Here is a 21874-nt window from a genome sequence, read left to right on the forward strand (position 1 = left end):
CTTTACTTATCTGGCTCCGTCACCCGTCATGATGACTTTTAACGTTTTTACCATAATCTTCGTGTCAAGAGAGAATGTCAAGTTTTGAATATACTGTAAGTCGTGTGTTAATTTCTCACTCGGACTCATTTCATAACCCCCATTTACTTGAGCAAGACCTGTCAGCCCCGGCTTGACCGTTAATCTTTTCGTAAAACCTGGAATCGTCCGATTAAATTCTGCGGTAAACATCGGTCTTTCCGGCCGAGGACCTACGATACTCATTTCTCCTTTTAACACGTTGATAAATTGCGGGAGTTCATCAATTCTTGTTTTTCGGATGAAGGCACCCACTTTGGTAATACGCGGGTCATTTTTTTGTGCCCATTTCGCTCCTCCGCTTTCTGCGTCGGTTCTCATTGATCTGAGCTTCCATAACTTAAAGTAAACACCATCTTTCCCGACCCTTTCCTGCATATAAAAGGCTGGCCCCGGCGTTTCTAGCTTAATCAAAAGAGCAAACAGCAAAATGATTGGCGTACTCAACATCAATCCGATGAACGAGAACATGACATCTATGAAACGTTTGGCAAATAAATAACGAACCATATGTTCTGTTAAGGCAAAAGAGTGGTTTCGTCTCACTTCATATTCTCTATAAAGATTCATCGCTTTCTCTGCACTCACTGACCTGCACCTCACCATCAAAATAGTTGTTGTGTAAAGAGATGTTCTATGAAAGTCAGTTTAGCAGAGCAACATTAAGCAAATGTAAATGCGCTGTTAAGTCTTGTAAAACTGTGTTAAGAATGAGCGCTTATATCAAGTTATGCCCTTTTCAACGTAAAAAAGACCCGCAATTCTGCGGGTCTCCGGGTCTTTTCTTTATTTTGCCTTTACGGATTCGATGGTTTTTAATCGAAGGGTTCCGTTTGCATCTTTTGTATAGGTGACTTTCACTTTTGATTCTTCTTTTAAGCTGTTCACTTGTTTAGAAAAAGCATTCCCGAATTGGATGGCGACTTCTTTTCCATCAATATTCACAGCAATTGTATGTCCATCAGCCAAACCGACATATGTGCCTTCTTTGGTGACTTCATTTTTCGTATTTGTTGTTGATTCTTTTTTTGTTTTAGAATCAGTTTTGGATTGATCTTTAGCAGGTTCTTCTTTTGTAATTTCTTTACTTGAGCTGTCTTTTGACTCTTCATCAGATTGACCAGCTTGCTCTTCTGTTTGTGCAGCTGTTTCTTTGCTTTGATCATCTGCTTTTTCATTTGAAGACTGATCTTCTGTTTTTTCGTCGTCTGAAGCATTATCTTTGTTTTGATCAGCCGCTTCGGTTGTTTCTTTTTTGCTAGTATCCTTATTGTTGTCGCTTGATTCATTTGTTGTGCCGCATGCTGTGAGCAATACACCTAGAAGCAATACTAGAAACGGCATTGTGATTAATTTTTTCAAGATCGTCACCTCTTCATGATTTGTCGATTTGCTGTTTGAAGATTTATGCGTAAACCATTCACCTTCTATGTTTCAATTATAACAAAGATAACCAAAAATGAAATGTATTTTTAACTTGACACTGATCCATCGGTTTATTTTTTCTAAAATAAGAGAATGCCAGAAGCAAATTGATCTCTTGTACGATTGATCAAAAAGGCTGCCGAGAGACGTTCTCGAGCAGCCTAAGAGGAGTAACTTAGGCACCCCTCATGTTTATGTTTTCTTATTTAAAATAACCTGACACACCGCTTGAAATACCTGAAGCTAATCGATCTTTATATGTCGCCGATTTCAAAATATTTGAATCAACCGGGCTAGTGATAAAGCCAGTTTCAAGCAAGACACTCGGCATCTTTGAATACTTAATAACATAGAAACCTGCTGTTTTCACACCACGATCTCTTGTACCTAGTGCACTAACCATTTTAGGCTGGATGTTTTGCGCAAGCTTCAAGCTACTCGAAGCTGCATATGTTTTGTCATAATACGTTTCTGTTCCATTTGCACTGCTGTTGTCATTTGCATTCGCATGAACACTAATAAAGATATCTGCTTTTGCAGAAGCTCCTTTACTTACTCGCGTTTGAAGACTGTCAAATGTATCTGATGTACGTGACATAACAGGCAGTGCTCCAGAACTATTTAATTTTGTATTGAGGCGCTTAGCGACATCAAGGTTCACGTTCTTCTCCAGAAGTCCATACCCAGTGGCCCCAGAATCTTGGCTTCCATGTCCAGGATCAATAAAAACTTTTTTCCCGACAACTGGATTTTTCAATTGAGAAGTCACCGTATTTGTTACAGTGGATGTACCTCCTAGAACACTAAATGAAGTGATCTTCTTTGAACCAATGACTTGTCTAGTTGCTTTCGGTAATGTTTTTTCATTCGTGAAAATAAACGCTTTGCCTTGCTTAGCAGCGATACTAGCTCCTGAAGCTGCATCCGCATAGGCAAAACCATTGCTAATATACGTATTACTTGTACTCATATTGTATTTCGTTACAATATTTGCTGCAACTTCATAACGATTTGCTCCCCCAACTCTTCCAGGTGAAGGCAACTTCGCATAAGTTGATTTATTTACACTAGATTCTCCACCAATGACAATGGTCTTTTTAATCCCTCGGCTTTTCATCACCGCTGAAGTTTCTGAGCGTAACTCTTTATCATTGGTTAATAAGATTGGATACCCTTGTTTTGCAGCATAAGGTGCAATGGCAACTGCATCTGCATAAGCAAAACCGTTTGCTACAACAGCCGTACTAGAGCTTTTCATTTGTTTTGCGATATTTGCTGCTAAGTCATAACGGTTCTTACCACTAATACGTTTCACAGAGATACCCATTGACTTTAGCTGAGTTGTCACCTTGCTAGAGACACTCTTTGTTCCACCGAGAATAGTCACATTCTTTGTTTTTAGACTTTGAAGCCCTTTTTTTGTATCTGTAGATAAACTGCTACTGTTTGTAAACAGAACAGGGGCATTTTTTTGATATGCATAAGGAACCGCACTTAATGCATCCGCATATGCATCTTTCCCTACAAGAACAGCCGTACTTGATGTTGTCCAGCCTTTTTTCGCCGCGTTCACCGCAACAACATACCGGTTCTTCCCATCAAGCCTTGTAACTGAATTGTCAGCAAGTGCAGATGGAAGAAACAAACACATGGTTACTACACTTAAAAATACAACTTTTATGATAGAGCGCACGTGTATAACCTCCTTTGATGTTTTAATTTGTTGTTAATTTTGCACCCGGATAATAGAATGACAAAATACTTGAGTATGAGCTTCCTGATTCAGCTCTCATTTTCGCTCCATATTGACTCATCCCAACCCCATGTCCATATCCTTTTCCTGAGATAGTGAAATCATTGGTGTTGTTCTTCACTGAAGCGTATGTGCTTTTTAAATTAGTGGCACCCAGTATGGATCTAAATTCAGTCATTTTAAAGCTAAGTGTCGCTGATTTATTCATACTATAGGTTCCCGTTTTATTTTTTAAGTGATAGCTGACTTGCAGAGATGCTGTTTTTGCTCTCTTTCCTTTTGTTGTCCCAGAAAAGGTGACGTTGGAAATTTTAGCAATCTTGATGTCTGAAGCTGACGTTTCTTTATTTTTTAGAATCCAGCTCTTCAAGCCTTTCAACTGACTTGCATTTGTTTCTGTTGTCTTACTCCACCAAGATGCCGGTGATGACGTACTGAGTGATGTACTCAATTGTGTTTTTGATAGTTTCAGTGTCCAAGCATTCTTTGGATCTTTTGTATCTGATTTTGCGACTAGGTAAGGAAATGCACTTGACCATACTTCTTCACTAGCCTCAGTGTAGCCCCCATTACTAGAATAATAGGTTGCAGAAATCAGTTTGTTATTATATTTTAGAACCTTGCCTTTTGTAGCATCTACAGCTTTCGTAGAGTTTGTTGACCAGTTATATCCACCATATACTTGGAATGCTGTTGTATCTGGCACAACCTTCCCTATACTGCTAACAGAATATGTACGTGCTGCAACAGCCTGTGCTTTTAATGCCTCAACATGCCAGCTTGCGGGCATTTCATTCGGTACAACCCCTTTAAGATAATCTTCAAAAGGGATGTTTTCATTTGTTGGTCGAATATAGCCTGATTCTACAGCAAAATTCATGTTCCCCAAGTATGCTTTCCCAGCAACTCGAATGACATTTGTAGTTGAATATTTCTCTGGAACAACTCTTACTGAAGATCCAAACGTCTTGATGCCCTTGATTGAAATTTTCCCGTTAGAAACATTCAATTGATAATCCTTATTATTCTTCAAATAAAATTCCTTTGATAATTTTTCTTGTAAACTTGCTGAAATAGATTTTGTTCCGCCAGACAATTGGAACGAGTGTGTTCCCTGTTTTTTGACAACTGATGTCACTGGTGATGTTAGACTATTTTCTTTTACAAGTACCATAGGGCTGTTGTTCTTAGCTGCTAAAAGTGAAAATGTAATAGCATCTGTAAAGATAGAGCCATTTGCTAGGTATAGCTTATCAGCATTCATGTTTAATCCAGTTACAATATTTGCTGAAACCTCATATCTATTAGCTCCACCTATTCTTTTCACTGTGGATGTTTTTTTAATTTGAGATTCAACTTTTTTACTAACACTCTTTTCTCCACCAACAATGACAACATTTTTTGGAAGTTTGTAAGTTGGTAAGCTGTCTTTCTTCGTTAACAGAATAGGATAGCCGTTTCTTGCAGCATATGGCGTTACTGAAGCACTATCAGTAAATATGCTTCCTGTTGCCACAACAGCTTGACTATAGTTCCCCATCTCTTTTGCGATGTTTTGTGAAACAGCATAACGGGATTTACCACTGATTCTTTTGATCTTTCCGTATTTCTTCAATGTTTTCTCAGTTGCCGATGAAACACTTGTTGTTCCACCGATAATGAGAATATTATCAGGGTTCATTTTTACAATTTGCTTTTCAGTGGTTTTTGTTAATTTTTCAGCATTCGTATATAAAATAGGTGCATTTAACTTATAAGCTAGAGGTGTAGCAGAAATAGCATCCGCAAACGCATCACGATTTACAATAACGATTGTAGATGGATTTTTCCAACCTGCTGAAGCGATATTATTGGCTACTTCATAACGGTTCTTACCATCATAACGAGCGATCGAAGATACATTTGTACCAGTCACTTTGTATAAGCCGGATGATGATATGTTAAAGCTGGTTTTGTTCCCAACATAGTTTGATAATTTAACAGAAATTGTTGAGCTTGCCGCTGCAGCATCATTTGGCATAAATACAAGCAAAAGTAAGATGAGCGTTGTAATAGTTAGACTTAATTTTTTCAATTTAATGATCCCACCCTCTCTCTATTGAACTTTTTCAATCTTTTGAATCTCTTTTTGACCACTGTCATTAATAATGTAAGAGATTTCTACTGTGTCTCCTGGTTTAAATTCATTTAACACATCTTTAAAATTATCCGTAAATTCATAGTTTAAGGTCGTATTCACTTTTTTCACTTCGACTGTATGTGCATCAGCCATTCCAATAAATTCAGCTTTCTCTTCCAGCACCTGAGGAGTTGAACTGCTTGTCTTGTTTTCTCCCGAGGACTGCTCAGCCGTTCCACATGCTGTGAGCACGGTACCAAGTAGTAGTATTAAGAACGGTAAAACGACGATTTTCTTCATTTTTTTCACCTCATGTATTTGTATCGTCTTATAACTTATTATTTTAAGGTAAATTTAAGGTTTTTTGAAACCTTTTTTTTGTTACAACGTCTATATCTAGGTTGAGAGTAAAAAAATAACTTGTTTATCAAGATTCGTAAACCTATAATCATGGAAGAATCATAGAAAAGGTGAGGGACATTATGAGAGCTGAGAGAAAAAGAAAGAAGAAAAAGGTTCTTTGGATTGTTTTATCGATTATTGGCTTATTCGTATTAGCTACTGGCGGATATGCATATCATCTTTGGAATACAGCAGCATCTACCGTAGCAGGCATTCAGGAGAACTTAAAGAAGTCAGATAAGCGTGACAAAGATGTCGATTTAAATAAGAAAGACCCGATTTCTATTTTAGTTATGGGTGTCGATGAAAGAAAGAATGACCGCGGTCGTGCAGATACATTAATATACATGACAGTGAATCCAAAAACGAAAACAACTGAGATGGTGAGTATCCCGCGTGATACGTACACGAAAATTGTCGGAAAAGGTACAATGGATAAAATCAACCACTCCTATGCATTCGGCGGCACACAAATGGCTGCGGACACTGTAGAGGAACTGCTTGATGTACCAGTTGATTACTTCGTCAAAGTCAACATGGAAAGTTTTAAAGATATTGTCGATACACTTGGCGGCATTACAGTGAACAGCACATTCGCTTTCAGCTATGATGGCCATTCATTTGGTACAGGAGAAATTAATCTAAATGGCGATCAAGCTCTTGCCTACACAAGAATGAGAAAACAAGATCCAAAGGGTGACTTCGGCCGTCAAGAAAGGCAGCGCCAAGTCATTGAAGGCATCATTGCAAAAGGAGCGAACATTTCATCTATTACGAAGTTCGGCGATATGTTCAAAGTCGTGGAAAACAATATGAAGACCAACATGTCATTTGATGATATGTGGACGATGATGAATGACTACCGTGACGCAAGACAGCATGTGGAGCAGCACGAGCTGAAAGGAACGGGAGCACGCATCAATAATATCTATTATTATCAGCTTGATGATAATAGTCTGGCTAAGGTGAAGAAGGAATTGAAGGACAGTTTGGAATAGTAAAAAGAAGACTACAGAAATGTAGTCTCAGGCTGTCGAGAAAATCTCGACAGCTTTATTTTTCCCCTTAAACTTTCCATCTCCTCATTTTATAATAGAGAAAAACCCACTTAAGGAAGGTGTTTTTTCTCATGTTCCACACTAGAAATTCTTCTCAGCACGAAGCCGAATTTGTATTGCTAGATCAACTGGTCGAAGAGGATCACCTGCTTCGTAAAATTGATCAATACATTGATTTTTCATTTATCGTAGATAAAGTAAAACCCTATTATAGTGAAAATAAAGGTCGTCCTTCTCTTGATCCGCTTATTTTGTTCAAAATGATGTTTATCGGATACCTGTACGGTATCCGTTCTGAAAGACAACTCGAAAAAGAAATTTACTATAACATGGCGTATAGATGGTTTTTAGGTTTGAACATCAATGATCCCGTTCCCCATCACTCCACTATTAGTTGGAATCGTCGTACTCGATTTAAAAATACAACGATTTTTCAAGACATTTTCGATGAGATTGTGCTTCAAGCTATCAATCATGATATGGTAGGAGGTCGCGTTCTTTTTACTGATTCAACTCATCTTAAAGCCAATGCTAATAAACATAAATATACGAGAAAAACGATTGAACAAGATACCCAGAACTATATCAATGATTTAGAAGAAGCAGTCCAAGAAGATCGGGTGGCACATGGAAAAAAGCTCTTAAAGGTAAAAGAGGAGGTGAAAACAGAAAAAGACATTCGTCAAAGTATGACTGATCCTGAAAGTGGCTATCTATATCGCGAAAACAAGCCAGAAGGCTTTTTCTATCTAGATCATCGTACAACGGATATGAAGTACAATATCATCACTGATGCTCATGTCACACCTGGAAATGTCCATGATTCTGTCCCGTATCTTGATCGATTAGATCACCAAATCGCACGATTTGGTTTTCAAGTAGAAGCTGTTGCGCTTGATTCAGGTTATTTGACAACACCAATCTGTAAAGGTTTATCTGATCGACATGTTTTTGGTGTCATTGCCCATAGACGTTTTCATCCAACAAGAGGGTTATTTGAGAAGTGGAAATTTCAGTATGATTCTGAACATGATCATTACATATGCCCACAGGGTGAGAAGCTTTTATATACGACAACTGATCGAAAAGGTTATCGATTCTACAAATCAGATCCTAAAAAATGTGCATCGTGTCCTTTCCTTGAAAGATGCACAAGGTCGAAAAATCATCAAAAGGTCATCTCAAGACACATATGGGAAGAACATAAAGAAAAGATCAGACAGAATCGGTTAACTGTCTCTGGAAAAGAGCTATATAAAAAAAGAAAAGAAAAAATAGAGCGAAGCTTTGCAGATTCAAAACAACTGCATGGGCTTCGCTACTGCCGGTTGAGGGGAAAACAAAACGTGAGTGAGCAAGTTCTCCTCACAGCTGCGTGCCAGAACATGAAAAAGATTGCCACACACCTAGCGAAGCTAGGCTAGGTGTGTGGGAAGCCTTTTTCATTAATTTTCATCCATCATACTTACGCTAAAAATAAAAAAGATTGTAGAAAAACATGAGTTTCTCTACAATCTGAGACTACAGAAATGTAGTCTTCTTTTTTTATGATTCAAACGGAACTGGCTTTTCTTCACTTAGTCCAAAACGATGGAGAAGCTCTTCGACAATTCGTTTTGACGCTTGTCCATCACCATATGGATTAGACGCCTTCGACATGTTGTCGTACTCTTTCTGATCGACTAGCAGCTCTTTTGCCATATGATAAATGGTCTCTTCATCTGTACCTGCTAGCTTAAGCGTACCGGCTTTCACGCCTTCTGGGCGTTCTGTTGTATCGCGAAGCACTAATACTGGCTTTCCTAGAGAAGGAGCCTCCTCCTGCACACCACCTGAGTCCGTTAAAATAAAGTGTGATGCTGCAGCGAAGTTATGGAAATCAACCACTTCAAGCGGCTCAATTAAATGCACACGATCAAGATCACTGAATTCCGTCTGAGCTGCATCACGAACAGCAGGGTTTAAATGTACAGGGTATACAACCTGAACATCTTCAAATTCTTCTACAACACGTCTAATGGCTCTAAACATGTTTTTCATCGGCTGTCCGAGATTCTCTCTTCGGTGAGCCGTTAACAAGATCATTTTATCCGTTCCTATTTTCTCTAAAATAGGATGTTGATACTGTTCAGTAACTGTTGTTTGCAGGGCGTCAATGGCCGTATTCCCTGTCACACAGATGGTCTCTTCTTTTTTATTTTCAACTAGAAGATTCTGCTTCGCTTCAGCCGTAGGGGCAAAATGAATATCAGCAATTGTGCCAGTCATTTGACGGTTCAATTCCTCAGGGAACGGTGAATATTTATTGTGCGTTCTCAAACCAGCTTCGACGTGGCCAACAGAAATTTGGTGATAGAACGCAGCCAAGCTTCCTGCAAAGGTTGTCGTTGTGTCTCCATGAACAAGCACAATATCAGGTTTTTCTTCTTGAAATAATTGATCTAGTTTCAACAATGCATTTGATGTAATTTCAGATAATGTTTGGCGCTGCTTCATGATGTTTAGATCATGGTCTGGCGTAATAGAAAAAGCTTCAAGGACTTGATCAAGCATTTCTCTGTGCTGGGCTGTCACAGTGACAATTGAATTTATCTGTGGATGTTTATTTAATTCAAGGACAAGTGGTGCCATTTTGATTGCTTCAGGTCTAGTACCGAAAATAGTCATTACATTTAGTTTTTTCACTTGTTTATGCCTCTTTCCTAGTATAGTACTTTCAATTATACACAATTTGGAGGATAAATTTAATGATATAAAAAAAGAAATTTACATTGAATTAATGTTAAATTTCTTTTTCCTTTACATTTAACAGATAAAATATAAATTATCTAAAATTCATTTTAGTGAAATCATTTGTCTTTCCTATGATTTGTAAGTTACACTTTAAACAGACGACCATGAACAAACATTGAATGATTAAATCGGTTATCTATGTAAGGAAGGTGCTAAGTTCATTGAAAAAAGTACGTAAAGCCATTATACCAGCTGCAGGTCTTGGGACACGTTTCCTCCCTGCAACAAAAGCTATGCCTAAAGAAATGCTGCCAATCGTTGATAAACCAACCATTCAATATATTATTGAAGAAGCTGTTGAGTCTGGAATTGAAGACATTATTATCGTTACTGGAAAAGGAAAAAGAGCCATTGAGGATCATTTTGATTTTGCACCAGAGCTCGAGCGCAACCTAGAGGAAAAAGGGAAGAGTGAGCTTTTAGAAAAAGTGAGAAAATCATCTAACATTGCTGACATTCATTACATACGTCAAAAGGAACCTAAAGGGCTCGGACATGCCGTTTGGTGTGCACGCAACTTTATCGGTGATGAACCTTTTGCCGTTTTATTAGGTGATGACATTGTTCAAGCTGAAACACCTGGGCTTCGCCAGCTGATGGATGAATATGAAAAAACTCTTTCATCCGTCATCGGTGTTCAGCAAGTAGCGGACAGCGATACGCATCGATACGGGATCATCGACCCTCTTACACAAGAGGGGCGCCGCTACCAAGTCAAAAACTTTGTTGAAAAGCCGCCTCAAGGAACGGCACCATCTAATCTAGCCATCTTAGGGCGCTACATTTTTACGCCAGAGATCTTTATGTACCTTGATCAGCAAGAAATTGGTGCAGGCGGAGAAATTCAACTGACAGATGCCATCCAGAAGCTGAATGACATCCAGCGCGTATTCGCCTATGATTTCGAAGGAAAACGATACGATGTCGGCGAGAAGCAAGGCTTCATCGAGACAACGTTGGAGTTTGCCCTTCAAGATGAAGAGCTGAGAAAAAAACTCATTCCTTTTATGAAACAGCTTCTCGAAAAAGAAGAAGTGAATTAAAAAAAGCTGCCGGGATCGGCAGCTTTTTATTTAATCACTGAAATCGTCAGTGTATGCTGTTCATTATCAATGACAAACAGGTTGTTTTCGCCTTTCACTGCGAATTTCGTTTGTTTGTCATTCATCCATACATTCTGTTCTGTCAATCCAAGTGTTGAAGGGGAGATTGACATAACCTCGCGGAATACCATCGTATTCGCCTGTCCATTTTGAATCACATAATCAGTTTTCTCCGTGATCAAACGCTCTATAACAGTACCCTGTTCACTTTTGATCGAACTCAGTGTTTGCATTCTTTGCTTAAGCACAGCTTCTTCTTTTCCAAGGAAAGAGAGTAAATACTCGTACGATCCAGCAGATGCGGGCGATACATAGGAGTTAAACTGTCCTGGTCCAATGGATAATGGCTTTAATTCCACTGCATCTTGAAGCCCCTCAGGTTTAACAAAGTACGTCTCTGATGCTGTTTTGATTTGAACGGTTTGTTTATTTTCAGCCACAGCTTGTACTTCTTGTCCAAATGGCAAAGTGACATCCGCCTTTTTTTTCAAGGCTTGATCTTTGTAGACCGTGAGTGGATCTGACGTGACAATGGCCTGTCGATCGACCTTTTTCATTTCAGGCGATCCCTTCGTCTTTGGGTTCTTTGTATGGGACGAGCCTGTCTGATCTGACGGGATTACACCAAATGTAGCCAGCGTACGAAGTGGGCGATCTGAAAACATCGATAAGGCAAGTAAGATGGTAAGAACAGCAATCATCGTTACTTGAAAGGCTGGTCCAAAAAATGAACGTCGTTTCCCACTTTCTTTATAACGGGTGACTTTTTCCGTCTTTTGAACGCCTTTTCTACCTTCCTTATGTTCCATTTGGTATTTTTGTTTCTCTTTTTTGGAAAGCTTGTTAAACCAGTCAACAAACTCCTTATACTCTTTCACGACCTTTTTCGTTTCATCAAACATGCGAAGCTCACCATAGTGCATCCAAGCCACCCGGTCACAGATTTTTTGAATTTGGCTAATGGAATGACTGACAAAAAAGATCGTTTTCCCTTGTTCCTTAAATTCTGTGATTCGATCCACACATTTTTGATAGAACGTTTGGTCTCCGACAGACAATGCTTCATCAATGATCAGGATATCTGGATCGATATGCGCTGAAATAGCGAATCCAAGACGTGATTTCATTCCGCTTGAATAGCTCTTGACAGGCTGATCAATAAAATCACCAATATCCGCAAACTCTACGATTTTTTCATACAGCTCGTCTATCTCTTTATTCGTCAGCCCCATCATTAAACATTTTAGGCGAATATTGTCTTTCCCGCTCAACTGATTGTTCAGCCCTGCCGCAATGGCAATTAACGAAGGCTGGCCATCCATATCAATTTCACCACTTGTCGGTGGAATGATTTTCGCTAGAAGGTTTGACATTGTCGATTTTCCAGACCCATTGATCCCTACAAAACCAATTGTCTCGCCTTCATATACATCAAAGGATACATCTCGAACAGCAAAGAATCCTTTTTCATTTTTATTGGGTAAAAACAGCCCTTTGATTTTATCTGACTGCTTTTTATATAAGACGTATTGCTTGGATACGTTTCGAAACGAAACTTTTAGTTTCATCGTATAATCTCCTTACTTTTTAAAGAAAATCGACAAATTTATCCCTAAATTTCATATGAAGCAATGAACCCACTGTTAAAAGAAGAAGCGTAATCAGCCAAAAATAAAGCGTATATTTCACATCATGGAAGAACCATTCTCCCTTTAACAAGCTATTTCTAAACCCATCAATAATGTAGAAAAGAGGATTCAATCTTAATATATCCCCAATCCACGCTTTATCTCCAGTGAGCTTTTCTGAGATATTCCAAAAAATCGGCAACAAAAAGAAAAGCAAACGCGTCACGGATTGTAAAAGAAATTGATAGTCTCTCACGAGTACGCTAATCGTGGAATTGAACAAGCTAAACGAAAACATAAACGCGATCATACAAATAAAATAGTATATATATTGCAGCCAATGTGCATCAGGATATATGCCATAAGAAATCAGCACAATGAGATAGACACCCATCATGACAAAGTAGCTGAACAGATTGGACATAATCACTACAGACGGCAGCGCACTAATCGGAAAGTTCATTTTCGATACCATATTAATGCGTTTAAACACACTGTTTGAACCATCAAGAATCGTTGGACTAATGAAGAACCAAGGGATTAATCCCGCAAGCATCCAAATGATAAATGGGACTTCCATTCCTCCAATGACAATTGGCTGTCCTCCGCGAATTCCAAGACCAAAAACAAACCAGTACGCCAGCATTTGAATCAATGGATTTAAAAACTGCCATAAAACACCTAAATAATTCATCTGATATTTTGATTTTGTTTCATAAACAGCAAGCCGCATAATCAGCGGAAATGAGCTGATTTGCTCCTTTAGTATCGTCAACATTGCGTTCATTGTTATCTTCCTTAGATATAAGTTTTTGGGATTACTTTTTTAAAAAGCACCGCTCATAATTGTAACAGATAACGATGCACATTTCACCTTATAACAAAAGTCATGCAAGTCAAACTAGAAGACAAAAAACCCCTGAATCCTGTCAATCTTTGATTCAGGGGGATTATAATATATTAGATAATTTGATGCTCTTTTAAGAAATCTGTAATTCTTTTCGTATTCTGATTATCGTTAAAGCTGTTGATTTTCAGATATTTTTCTTTATATTCATCTTCCACAACATATTGACGATCGATCGCATGTTTCACAATACGAATCAACTCATGTGTATTATATGCAATCGGTCCTGGTGCATTTTCATCGTTTACAGGAGGAATCGCCTTATACTGTCTAATCAAGTAATCTTTTTCTTCCCAATAAAAAATAGGGTAGGCTCCTCTATATTGTGCATCATAAATAGCAGAAGAATAATCAGTGATAAACACGTTTGATACTTTTAGCGCTTCCGACGGATTATCAGAAATAATATGTTTATACTGAGGCAAGTTTTGATAAACGTACTGAGAAAACTTGTTATGCGGTACAATTAACAGACGTTCAAGAAGGCCTGCTTCTTCAAAGCTTTTGATGATTTTGATCAGAACTCTATAGTAAGATGTTTCTTCAATTCTATTCGTATAAATAAGCCCCTCTTCCCAATATCGGTAAGTAGGCATAAAGGCGATCTTGTCTGCACCATCTACTAATTTGGCATGATCAAAGGTTGCCAGCCCTGTCAAAATTAAATCCTCACGATCATAGTTCATTTTATAAAATTCACCGGCCTCTAATTCAGAGCTGATGACTGATTTATAAATATTGTATTGATTCTTGTCTTTATGGAATCCAAAAGCCATTGGATTATCAACCGGTTTAGCAAACATAATTCCATGCTGTAAAAAGACGAGTGGGACACTCATAATTCTCTCTCTGAGATGATCAATATATAATCTATCATTCAACACATGGTTAGATAATTCACTTGATATAAAATAGCTGGCATTAAAGATACTTAAATAATGTCTGAGGCTATATTTTGGTATGATTCCCTTTCCATATTTCGCTTTCAATGCTGGATATGCGCTTGATTTCTTATTAAGAATAAAGTAATTTTTTGAGTCTGTTTGACAATTCTCTTGTACATAGTCATAAACTCTTATAGCTGATTCATCTGCTTTATCACTCTTTTTTTCAAAAAACAAATTCACGCCGTACTTTTTGTCTTTATAGAATGATGATAGGATACTCGCTATTTTTATTTTCACTTTACTAAATAAAGAATATTCCTTTGAATAAGGAATAATGGTGGATGTTACATTCCCAAATAGATTTGTTCTTAGTACTTGAAGCTTGTCCCCATTCTTTTTCGTGATATATGTTTTCACCTTTTTGTCTCTTTTTTTCAATCTTAAACTATGGATAATTCGATGATCATTTCCCACGAACAAGTTATTATGAATTCTGCTGTCTAAATCAAGATCATTTAACGAAATTTTAAAGAACCCATATCTTTTCAACAATTTGATTTTTCTAAATGGCCTTATAAATTTCGCCACCTGATGCTCAGAGTTTCTAATGTAAAGATATTCATACTTTTGATCTGAATTATACGCATAATGCGTCAATCTTCCATAAACATAAAAACTATTAAACAAACTAAAGATGCGTAATCTCGACGTATGTTTAGTAACGAGATATGGGTTTCCTCTCACTAAGTAAACACCATTCGCCCTGACATATATGTAATATCTTTGTTTATTAATCACCAAGATATTGAGAATATTGTCATCTTTAAACTGCTCTAAGGTATCTTTACCAAAAACTTTAAGCGGCTGATATCTAGGAACGAGTCTAAAGTTAACGATTTTCTTTTGATCCGTCACTTTATTTAAAATTTTAATTTGATTACGATTATTTACAGTCACTTCAATATCTTTATGTTCCTGCATCACATCAAACAGAATTTTCCTTACATTTAGTTCTTTATTTTGACAGTCATAGGTAATGACAAAGTGGAAAGGACTGTATTTAATAAAAGAGATATTCACAAATCGTTTATCTTCACCTACATTGGTCAAATTTATTTTGTAATTCCGATTAATCTCATCTACATTCAGCAGACCCGAAAATAATATCAGTTCCTCTCCGCCGTTATACAAACCATACCGATCTAAACCTAATGGCTTGACATAGATATCCTCAAATTGATTATGAATTTCAATAGGAAGTAGTTGATCTGGCTGTATCATATCTGAGCTTTCTTTGACAATATACAAGTTACGATCCTTCGCATAGAGATAGACCAATTCATTAGAATTGTCTATTGTTGATTCAAAAATCATCTGGTCCTTTACATCAATTTCACAAATCCATTTAGATTCATTTACATTTAGCTTTTGAAATTCAAAAGTGCATAACTTCTCTATGTCATCAATATATAACACTAACTTATGTTCATCTAAATTAAGAATTTCTAAAAAATTATGATAAAGTTTGTACATTGAAGCACCTCTATATTTTTTTCAGCAAATTTACAATACCGTATAATCTTATCTAAATTTAGCATGTTTATTGTTAAATTTCTATCTTTTTTTATTTTTACCATTACTTTTAAATATGTGTACATTGTAATAAAAAACACAAAAAGTACCGTTCAAAAATAAAGAACGGTACTTTTTAAACTATTTTTCAGAAAACACTACTTCCACCACACGCTTCGATGACTCTCCGCTCTCTAAGTAGCAGAATTTTTCATAAAACGGTGCAAATGAACCTGGCAAGGTAAAGGTTGGCTGTTCTGTTTCTCTTACCCAGTCAATGACGCTTGATGTCTCTTTCACAAGAGGTCCAGGAGCTTCTTGTTCAAAATCGAAATAGAAGCCTCTCAGCTTGTCACGATATGTTTCGATGTCTGGTACATAGAACAGCATCGGACGCTTGAGGTTTGCATAATCAAAGAACACAGATGAGTAGTCAGTGATGAGCAGATCAGAGATCATGTAAAGGTCTCTAATGTCTTCGTAATGAGAGAAGTCATAGGCAAAGCCTTCATACGGTCCTAAATCAAAGTTTTCAGCGACTAAATAATGCATACGCAGAATGATGATATATTCGTCTCCGATAGCAGCTCTTAGCTCATGCAAATCAAGGTCTAAATCAAATTTGTACTGCCCTTTTTTATAAAATTGATCGTCTCTCCACGTCGGAGCATATAAGATCATTTTTTTATCAAGCGGCAGGTTCATCTTTTGTTTTAGTGCTCTCATCGTTTCTTCATTGTTTTGATTGTGAAGGAAGTCGTTTCTCGGATATCCTGACTCAATCATGGTCTTCTGGAATTGGAACGCACGTGTAAAGATTTCAGTCGAATAAGCATTTGGAGAAATGAGATAGTCCCAATTCGATGCTTCTTTCGTAAAATTCTTTTTGTATTTCTTCGTGTTTGTTCCAGGCATATGGACCTCGTCCATATCCATCGCTAGTCGTTTTAACGGCGTACCATGCCATGTCTGTAAGTAAGTTGTATGCTCTGGTTTTGGAATCCATAGCGGCAAACGGCTGTTGACGACCCAATACTCGGCTCTTGCCATGGCAAAAATCCATTTCAATGACAGACGATTGATATAGTAAATGCCCTTTTCTTTAAACGGTGCTTCATGCCCTTTTTTCACGCTCCAGATCAACGTATATTCAGGGTGATTTTCTTTCATATACTCATAGATCCCACGCGGGTTACAACTGAATTGTTTTCCATTAAAGCTTTCAAAAACAACTGTTTTCTTTTTGACAGACATTTTACTCGCCAGCTTAAAGGTCGTTTTAAAGGTCCTTGTTACAAGACGATTACGGACTTTTTTGATTTTGCCAATTTTCTTTTTGAATTTCTTCCACTTGCTTTTGATAAAGTACTTAGCACGTGTTTTCATTGTGTAATCATTAATTCGGATACCAAGCGTTTGTCTCTTTTTCTTTCGATACACCTCATACCGAATCGGGACATTGTTCTTCTTTTGTATTTGGACGAGCCCTTTTAATTGATTAGACCGGTCTCCAAGCACAAGAGATGGTGTTGTTAAAGTCTCTTCTGTTCCGTTAACTTCACATATAAATTCAAAATACATTCTATAGATATATCTCTCGTCTGTAGAATAGGTTAATAATCCTAAAGGAACTTCAACATTGAATGGATATATTTCCGGCATCTCCCCATCCGTTCTATAACCATCAATATCACTTTTTTGTTGATAGTTTACGGGGAACCGATGCTCTACTTCGTCCCTTTTGAAAAGAATTTGGATTTTTTTGATTCGATAAGAGTGCTCAGCACTTATGACACCACAATACCCACTTACAGTAAGAAGATTGGTCTCATCGAGTGCTATCTGTTTTGTTTTCGTGATCTTCATCTCTCGCTTGATCTTAATAGAAGCATTCCCTTTATCTGTACGATATGGCACAGCAAGCAGCAGAGCGTTTTTATTTTCTATGAAACAGAGTTCCGGCATTTCCACATCAAGCTTTAGACGATGCTTATAATAAGGATTGTCGTGTTCATCTAGGAATTGGCCTTCTCCCTCTTCCAATTCAGCCTCTTCGTCATCTCCATCGGAATCATATGAGGAGTCTTCGGTTTCATCTTCACTCTCACTGCTATCAGTCATTTCAGAAAAATCCGTCACATATAAATTATACGTTTGCCCTTCTTCCATTTGATTCAAGAAAGAATTTTCATGAATCTCTATTTTAAACTGATTTTCCACTAGATGTTTAAGAGGAAGGTAAACTTCCTGATTCGTGACCCTTTCTCTCATGAGTAAGTAAAATAATCGACCTTCTAACGGCCTATCATCATCTATCCTCAATAAAATTTCTATTTTTTCGTTGTGGTTCTTTAAACTTTCAACAACACTATTCTTCCGAACGCTCTCTTCAATCATTAATCATTTATCTCCTCTGTTCATCGAAATCTTATGCTTCTTCTCATACTTATAAAACGATGTATGATAAATAAAAGTTTCTATTATTTATTTATTCACCTTCCAAGAATAATTCCCTTTAATTGTCTTGTAAGAAACACCGTCAACTTTTGACACATCTTTTTCATTGAGCAAATGCTCAGCAATTGGCAAACGCTGATTGATTTGGTTGTATTCTTCGTCTCTCATTCTCATATAGAAATCAACATATTTTGTTTTGTTTCGTTTCAATGCCGCTTGTATGGATGCATGTCCAATTGGGAAGGACACCTTTAAACTTTCGACTTTTTTAGAGAATAGCTCAGCATGGTTACGCCGATCATAGCCGACAAGTTCTAATATAACCTTTTTTCGTTTTTCAATAACACCTTCCATTTGCAAATCCAATGAAAGAATATGATGTTCAACACCAATTTCCACTAATTTGAAATGAATAGGCTTCATCATCCTTTGAATTTGGTCTCTTTTTTCTCGCGCTTCTATCATTTTGTGAAGTGCCGCTATCCAGTTTTCATAATAGTTAGGGATTGAATATATCTCTGCAATCTCCTGACAATTTTCTGAAAACATCTGATACTGTTCATCGTTTTTCAACAATTCAATGATTTTGTTAGCTAGCTGTTTCACTTCATAATGCTCAACAACAAAGCCATTAAACTGATTTTTCACAAGTGTGCTAGCACCATAATCGTAATTATAGGTAATCACAGGGCAATTGTTAACAATTGATTCCATGATGGACAATGGACAGCCTTCAAAGACAGAGGTAGAGATAGACATTCTAGCTGTTCTAAATTCAGCATCAGGATTTTGAGTGAATCCTTTTAAAAAGACATTCTTTTCTAAGTTTAATCTTTTAATTTCTTGTTTTAACTGCTTTTCTTGAGGACCTGAACCGTAGATTTCAAGCCTCGCATTTGGTACTTCTTTTATCACAAATTCAAATGAACGGATGGCATCTATGACATTTTTTATTTTGGTTAATCTCGCCATCATCAGAACCTTATTCGGATCCGCATTATAGTGATCTTGTACTTGATGTGACGAACGATCTAGTGTATGTGGTGTTAAAAAGAAGATATTTTGACGACCAAATTGTTTCTCTACGTCTGTTTTCTGCTCTTCAGTGATAAAAAAGACGGCATCTACTTTTTGTTTTCTTATTTGGGTAAATAATTCATTATAATCAGAACGTAATTCTGTCTTTTCTGTTTCATAGTGTTTACTGTGAATAATTGCTGAAAAATAAGAAGAACTTCTTTTTTTCAATTGGAACACATACTTATCCTGTTTCCGGCTATCAACTAAAAAGAGTTTTTTCCGATCATTTTTATACTGAATAGTCGTAAGCCACTCTTGTCTTAATGCTTTTTCATTTTTAAAGGTTTTTATCCCATCATGGGCATACCAAATGATGTCTCTCAATTTACTTTTAGATTCTTCCTTGAGATCCGCATACTCTTTTTTCATATAAACATAAGTCTGCTCATAAATGAATAGTTCTCGATAGACATTGCCAGTTTCCTGAGAGAAATAGGAAACTTTATGCAACTGCCCTTGTGAATTATATTCCTCTCGCTTCTCCAACTGCTGATTTGGATGAAAATAATCAACCATCTCAATTTGATTAGATTTTTCATTCCTAATAAAACGAACAGAGGGATCTTCTTGATCACATACCACTTTATTCATGTTGTCAGCGTGATAAGATGGCTGATACTGTTCCTTTGGTTTACAATTTGGAATAAGGAAATCCACATACATATTTTGAATTTTCGTCATTTTAGGATCCACTTTCTGTTTATCAATGATCCCTTTCACTTTCTGAGAAAATTCTTGATCATATGAAAAGGTCAAAAAATGAGTTGAAACATTCTTTAACCCAAATAGGTTCGCACGTAGCAATAACGACTTCGTCATACCACCATATTTTTCTTTAATTCTTCCAGTAATAAAGTAGTACTCCATATCAGGAATTTGCAATTGTTGCTGCGGTTGACTTTGATTATTTTCATGTGTCTTTTTTCTAAGCTTGTTAAACCATTTTGGGATCAAAACACTCAACCTTTCATTGTTGTCCATTTATTCCGTCGATATTTAAATAAATTTTTAAACGATATGTTAACATAAAAAAGCGCTTCTCACCAAAAGATAAGAAGCACTATCTTAAATAATTAAAGTCCCGCAATTTCTTCCTTAATTTGTGTTGTCGAGATGCCTTCTGTTCTTTTCAAGTACACGACTTCGCAATGCTCTTTCAAGAAATCGAATTTACCTTCCCAGTCATCTCCCATGACAAACACATCGATATCGTGCTCTTGCACGTCACGGACTTTTTGATCCCAGTTGTTTTCTGGAATGACTTCGTCTACATAACGAATGGTTTCAAGAATCAGCTTTCGATGCTCGTAACTATGATAAGCCTTTTTTGATTTTTGTAAGTTAAACTCATCTGTTGAAATAGCAACTACTAAATAATCTCCAAGCTGCTTTGCACGTTCTAGCAGCTTAATGTGCCCCCAGTGTAATAAATCAAATGTACCGTAAGTAATAACTTTCTTCATTGCAAACATGAACTCCTTTCTTCATTCCTTATTCAACTGCTTCATGCAGTAATGTTTATCCATAATCCTATGATTTTCGATCGTACTTTTCGCTCTTCGGAACCTCATTATATCACAGCGCCCATCAAACGTTAAGCGGATGTAAAGACAAACTATTTCCAATTTATTGGGCGCAAGAGGGAAAGTCTGAAGAATCAATGTTTCATAGAGCACCTTCCATCATAAATGATGAAAATGTCATGAAATTTAAAGGTTTGTAAAGTTATTGTTAATATTTCATGGAGCATCTGTGATAAAATGATGAGTAGGCGAAGAATGAATTTACAATGAACGTTCATAGATAACAAGATGAAAAAGGAGGTCTAAACAATGCAAACAGAAGTGGTCTCTAACCTTTCTTATGTAAACGGCGACTTAAATGAATTTATCAGCTATATGAACCAGCACCATATTTCTCAAAGAAGGGGCGCCATGATTGCGACTGTCAATCCAGAGATTGGCTATGCTGTCATGAAGGATGATGCGTATCATCAAGTTGTCTCTTCTGCGGATTATGTTCTACCGGACGGTGTAGGCGTTGTGTTGATGTCACGCATGACGCAAAGTCCGCTAAAGTCAAGAATTGCTGGCTTTGATGTCTTCATGTCTATGCTTGATCTAGCAAACAAGCAATCTAAAAGGATTTTTTTATACGGGGCGAAACAAGAAGTGCTTGAGGCTGTTAAACAGCGAATTGATACGGAATATCCAAATGTGGTCATCGCAGGCAGCTGTGACGGCTATCAAGCCGATAAACGTTTCGTAGCGAAGCAAATCGCCCGTTCGAAAGCAGATATGGTGTTCGTAGCTTTAGGTTATCCAAATCAGGAGAACTTTATTTATGAATACCGCCATCTATTCCCGCAGGCTGTTTGCATCGGTTTAGGCGGAAGCTTCGATGTATTTAGCGGAACGGTGAAGCGTGCACCACGCTGGATGATTAAGACAAATACAGAATGGCTGTACAGATTGATTGTGAATCCATGGAGATGGAAACGAATGCTGAATATTCCTAAGTACGCTTTTGCCGTATTGAAAGAAAACAAAGGGAAAAAACGTTACTACCCTGAGCAAGTAAAGGATCAGACGAAGCAGCTGTGAGAGACTGAC

16 protein-coding genes are annotated in these 21874 nt (G+C 37.3%); 4 read left to right on the forward strand and 12 right to left on the reverse strand.

What is annotated here, in order from left to right; translation table 11 throughout:
- Nucleotides 1-6: 6 nt before the first annotated feature.
- From C5695_RS17845 to C5695_RS17865, 5 genes are all read right to left on the reverse strand, one after another.
- Nucleotides 7-666: a sugar transferase gene (locus C5695_RS17845; RefSeq protein ID WP_117732111.1), complete on the reverse strand. Its 660-nt coding sequence runs from the start codon at nt 664-666 to the stop codon at nt 7-9.
- Nucleotides 667-864: 198 nt separating this feature from the next.
- A complete protein-coding gene (locus tag C5695_RS17850; RefSeq protein ID WP_233230752.1) occupies nt 865-1449 on the reverse strand; it encodes a hypothetical protein in 585 nt (194 codons plus the stop codon).
- 256 nt (nt 1450-1705) lie between these two features.
- A complete protein-coding gene (locus C5695_RS17855; RefSeq protein WP_117732115.1) occupies nt 1706-3196 on the reverse strand; it encodes an N-acetylmuramoyl-L-alanine amidase in 1491 nt (496 codons plus the stop codon).
- A 22-nt stretch (nt 3197-3218) separates the two neighbouring features.
- The gene (locus tag C5695_RS17860; protein ID WP_117732118.1) at nt 3219-5330 is read right to left on the reverse strand and encodes a SpoIID/LytB domain-containing protein; all 2112 of its coding nucleotides are present in this window, start codon (nt 5328-5330) and stop codon (nt 3219-3221) included.
- A gap of 21 nt (nt 5331-5351) precedes the next feature.
- Nucleotides 5352-5675 (reverse strand): LytA, encoded by a 324-nt coding sequence (locus C5695_RS17865; protein ID WP_117732120.1) that lies wholly within the window; start codon nt 5673-5675, stop codon nt 5352-5354.
- Between the two features lie 182 nt (nt 5676-5857).
- Between C5695_RS17865 and C5695_RS17870 the strand changes: the two genes are divergently transcribed.
- Both C5695_RS17870 and C5695_RS17875 read left to right on the forward strand, forming a co-directional pair.
- Nucleotides 5858-6775, forward strand: coding sequence for a polyisoprenyl-teichoic acid--peptidoglycan teichoic acid transferase TagU (locus tag C5695_RS17870; protein WP_117732134.1), 918 nt, complete (start codon nt 5858-5860; stop codon nt 6773-6775).
- A gap of 131 nt (nt 6776-6906) precedes the next feature.
- Entirely contained in the window at nt 6907-8259 is a 1353-nt protein-coding gene (locus C5695_RS17875; protein ID WP_117729417.1) for an IS1182 family transposase, read from the forward strand.
- A gap of 121 nt (nt 8260-8380) precedes the next feature.
- Here C5695_RS17875 and wecB read toward each other — a convergent pair whose 3' ends face one another.
- The gene (gene wecB, locus C5695_RS17880; protein WP_117732136.1) at nt 8381-9520 is read right to left on the reverse strand and encodes a non-hydrolyzing UDP-N-acetylglucosamine 2-epimerase; all 1140 of its coding nucleotides are present in this window, start codon (nt 9518-9520) and stop codon (nt 8381-8383) included.
- Nucleotides 9521-9789: 269 nt separating this feature from the next.
- Here wecB and galU point away from each other — a divergent pair, with 269 nt between their 5' ends.
- The gene (gene galU / locus C5695_RS17885; protein ID WP_099726413.1) at nt 9790-10671 is read left to right on the forward strand and encodes a UTP--glucose-1-phosphate uridylyltransferase GalU; all 882 of its coding nucleotides are present in this window, start codon (nt 9790-9792) and stop codon (nt 10669-10671) included.
- Between the two features lie 26 nt (nt 10672-10697).
- Here the strand turns inward: galU and tagH are convergent, their stop codons facing one another.
- The 6 genes from tagH to tagD form a co-directional block, all read right to left on the reverse strand.
- A complete protein-coding gene (tagH, locus tag C5695_RS17890) occupies nt 10698-12299 on the reverse strand; it encodes a teichoic acids export ABC transporter ATP-binding subunit TagH (protein WP_117732138.1) in 1602 nt (533 codons plus the stop codon).
- Nucleotides 12300-12318: 19 nt separating this feature from the next.
- On the reverse strand, nt 12319-13146 hold the full coding sequence (locus C5695_RS17895; RefSeq protein WP_099726415.1) for an ABC transporter permease: 828 nt from the start codon (nt 13144-13146) through the stop codon (nt 12319-12321).
- A gap of 173 nt (nt 13147-13319) precedes the next feature.
- Entirely contained in the window at nt 13320-15686 is a 2367-nt protein-coding gene (locus C5695_RS17900) for a CDP-glycerol glycerophosphotransferase family protein (protein WP_117732140.1), read from the reverse strand.
- A 180-nt stretch (nt 15687-15866) separates the two neighbouring features.
- Nucleotides 15867-18122: a CDP-glycerol glycerophosphotransferase family protein gene (locus C5695_RS17905; RefSeq protein ID WP_117732143.1), complete on the reverse strand. Its 2256-nt coding sequence runs from the start codon at nt 18120-18122 to the stop codon at nt 15867-15869.
- A gap of 87 nt (nt 18123-18209) precedes the next feature.
- Nucleotides 18210-20216, reverse strand: a complete 2007-nt coding sequence (locus tag C5695_RS17910; RefSeq protein ID WP_187441852.1) for a glycosyltransferase — start codon at nt 20214-20216, stop codon at nt 18210-18212.
- A 119-nt stretch (nt 20217-20335) separates the two neighbouring features.
- On the reverse strand, nt 20336-20725 hold the full coding sequence (gene tagD / locus C5695_RS17915; protein ID WP_117732146.1) for a glycerol-3-phosphate cytidylyltransferase: 390 nt from the start codon (nt 20723-20725) through the stop codon (nt 20336-20338).
- A gap of 369 nt (nt 20726-21094) precedes the next feature.
- Here tagD and C5695_RS17920 point away from each other — a divergent pair, with 369 nt between their 5' ends.
- The gene (locus C5695_RS17920) at nt 21095-21865 is read left to right on the forward strand and encodes a WecB/TagA/CpsF family glycosyltransferase (RefSeq protein ID WP_117732148.1); all 771 of its coding nucleotides are present in this window, start codon (nt 21095-21097) and stop codon (nt 21863-21865) included.
- Nucleotides 21866-21874 lie beyond the last annotated feature (9 nt).

Origin of the sequence: Bacillus pumilus (assembly GCF_003431975.1) — a bacterium.
GTDB classification, from domain to species: domain Bacteria; phylum Bacillota; class Bacilli; order Bacillales; family Bacillaceae; genus Bacillus; species Bacillus pumilus_N.

Coding starts and splice junctions, on each gene's coding strand:
- C5695_RS17865 (WP_117732120.1), bottom strand. CDS start 5,675: ATGAAGAAAATCGTCGTTTTACCGTTCTTAATACTACTACTTGGTACC.
- C5695_RS17870 (WP_117732134.1), top strand. CDS start 5,858: ATGAGAGCTGAGAGAAAAAGAAAGAAGAAAAAGGTTCTTTGGATTGTT.
- C5695_RS17875 (WP_117729417.1), top strand. CDS start 6,907: ATGTTCCACACTAGAAATTCTTCTCAGCACGAAGCCGAATTTGTATTG.
- tagH (WP_117732138.1), bottom strand. CDS start 12,299: ATGAAACTAAAAGTTTCGTTTCGAAACGTATCCAAGCAATACGTCTTA.
- C5695_RS17895 (WP_099726415.1), bottom strand. CDS start 13,146: ATGAACGCAATGTTGACGATACTAAAGGAGCAAATCAGCTCATTTCCG.
- C5695_RS17900 (WP_117732140.1), bottom strand. CDS start 15,686: ATGTACAAACTTTATCATAATTTTTTAGAAATTCTTAATTTAGATGAA.
- C5695_RS17905 (WP_117732143.1), bottom strand. CDS start 18,122: ATGATTGAAGAGAGCGTTCGGAAGAATAGTGTTGTTGAAAGTTTAAAG.
- tagD (WP_117732146.1), bottom strand. CDS start 20,725: ATGAAGAAAGTTATTACTTACGGTACATTTGATTTATTACACTGGGGG.
- C5695_RS17920 (WP_117732148.1), top strand. CDS start 21,095: ATGCAAACAGAAGTGGTCTCTAACCTTTCTTATGTAAACGGCGACTTA.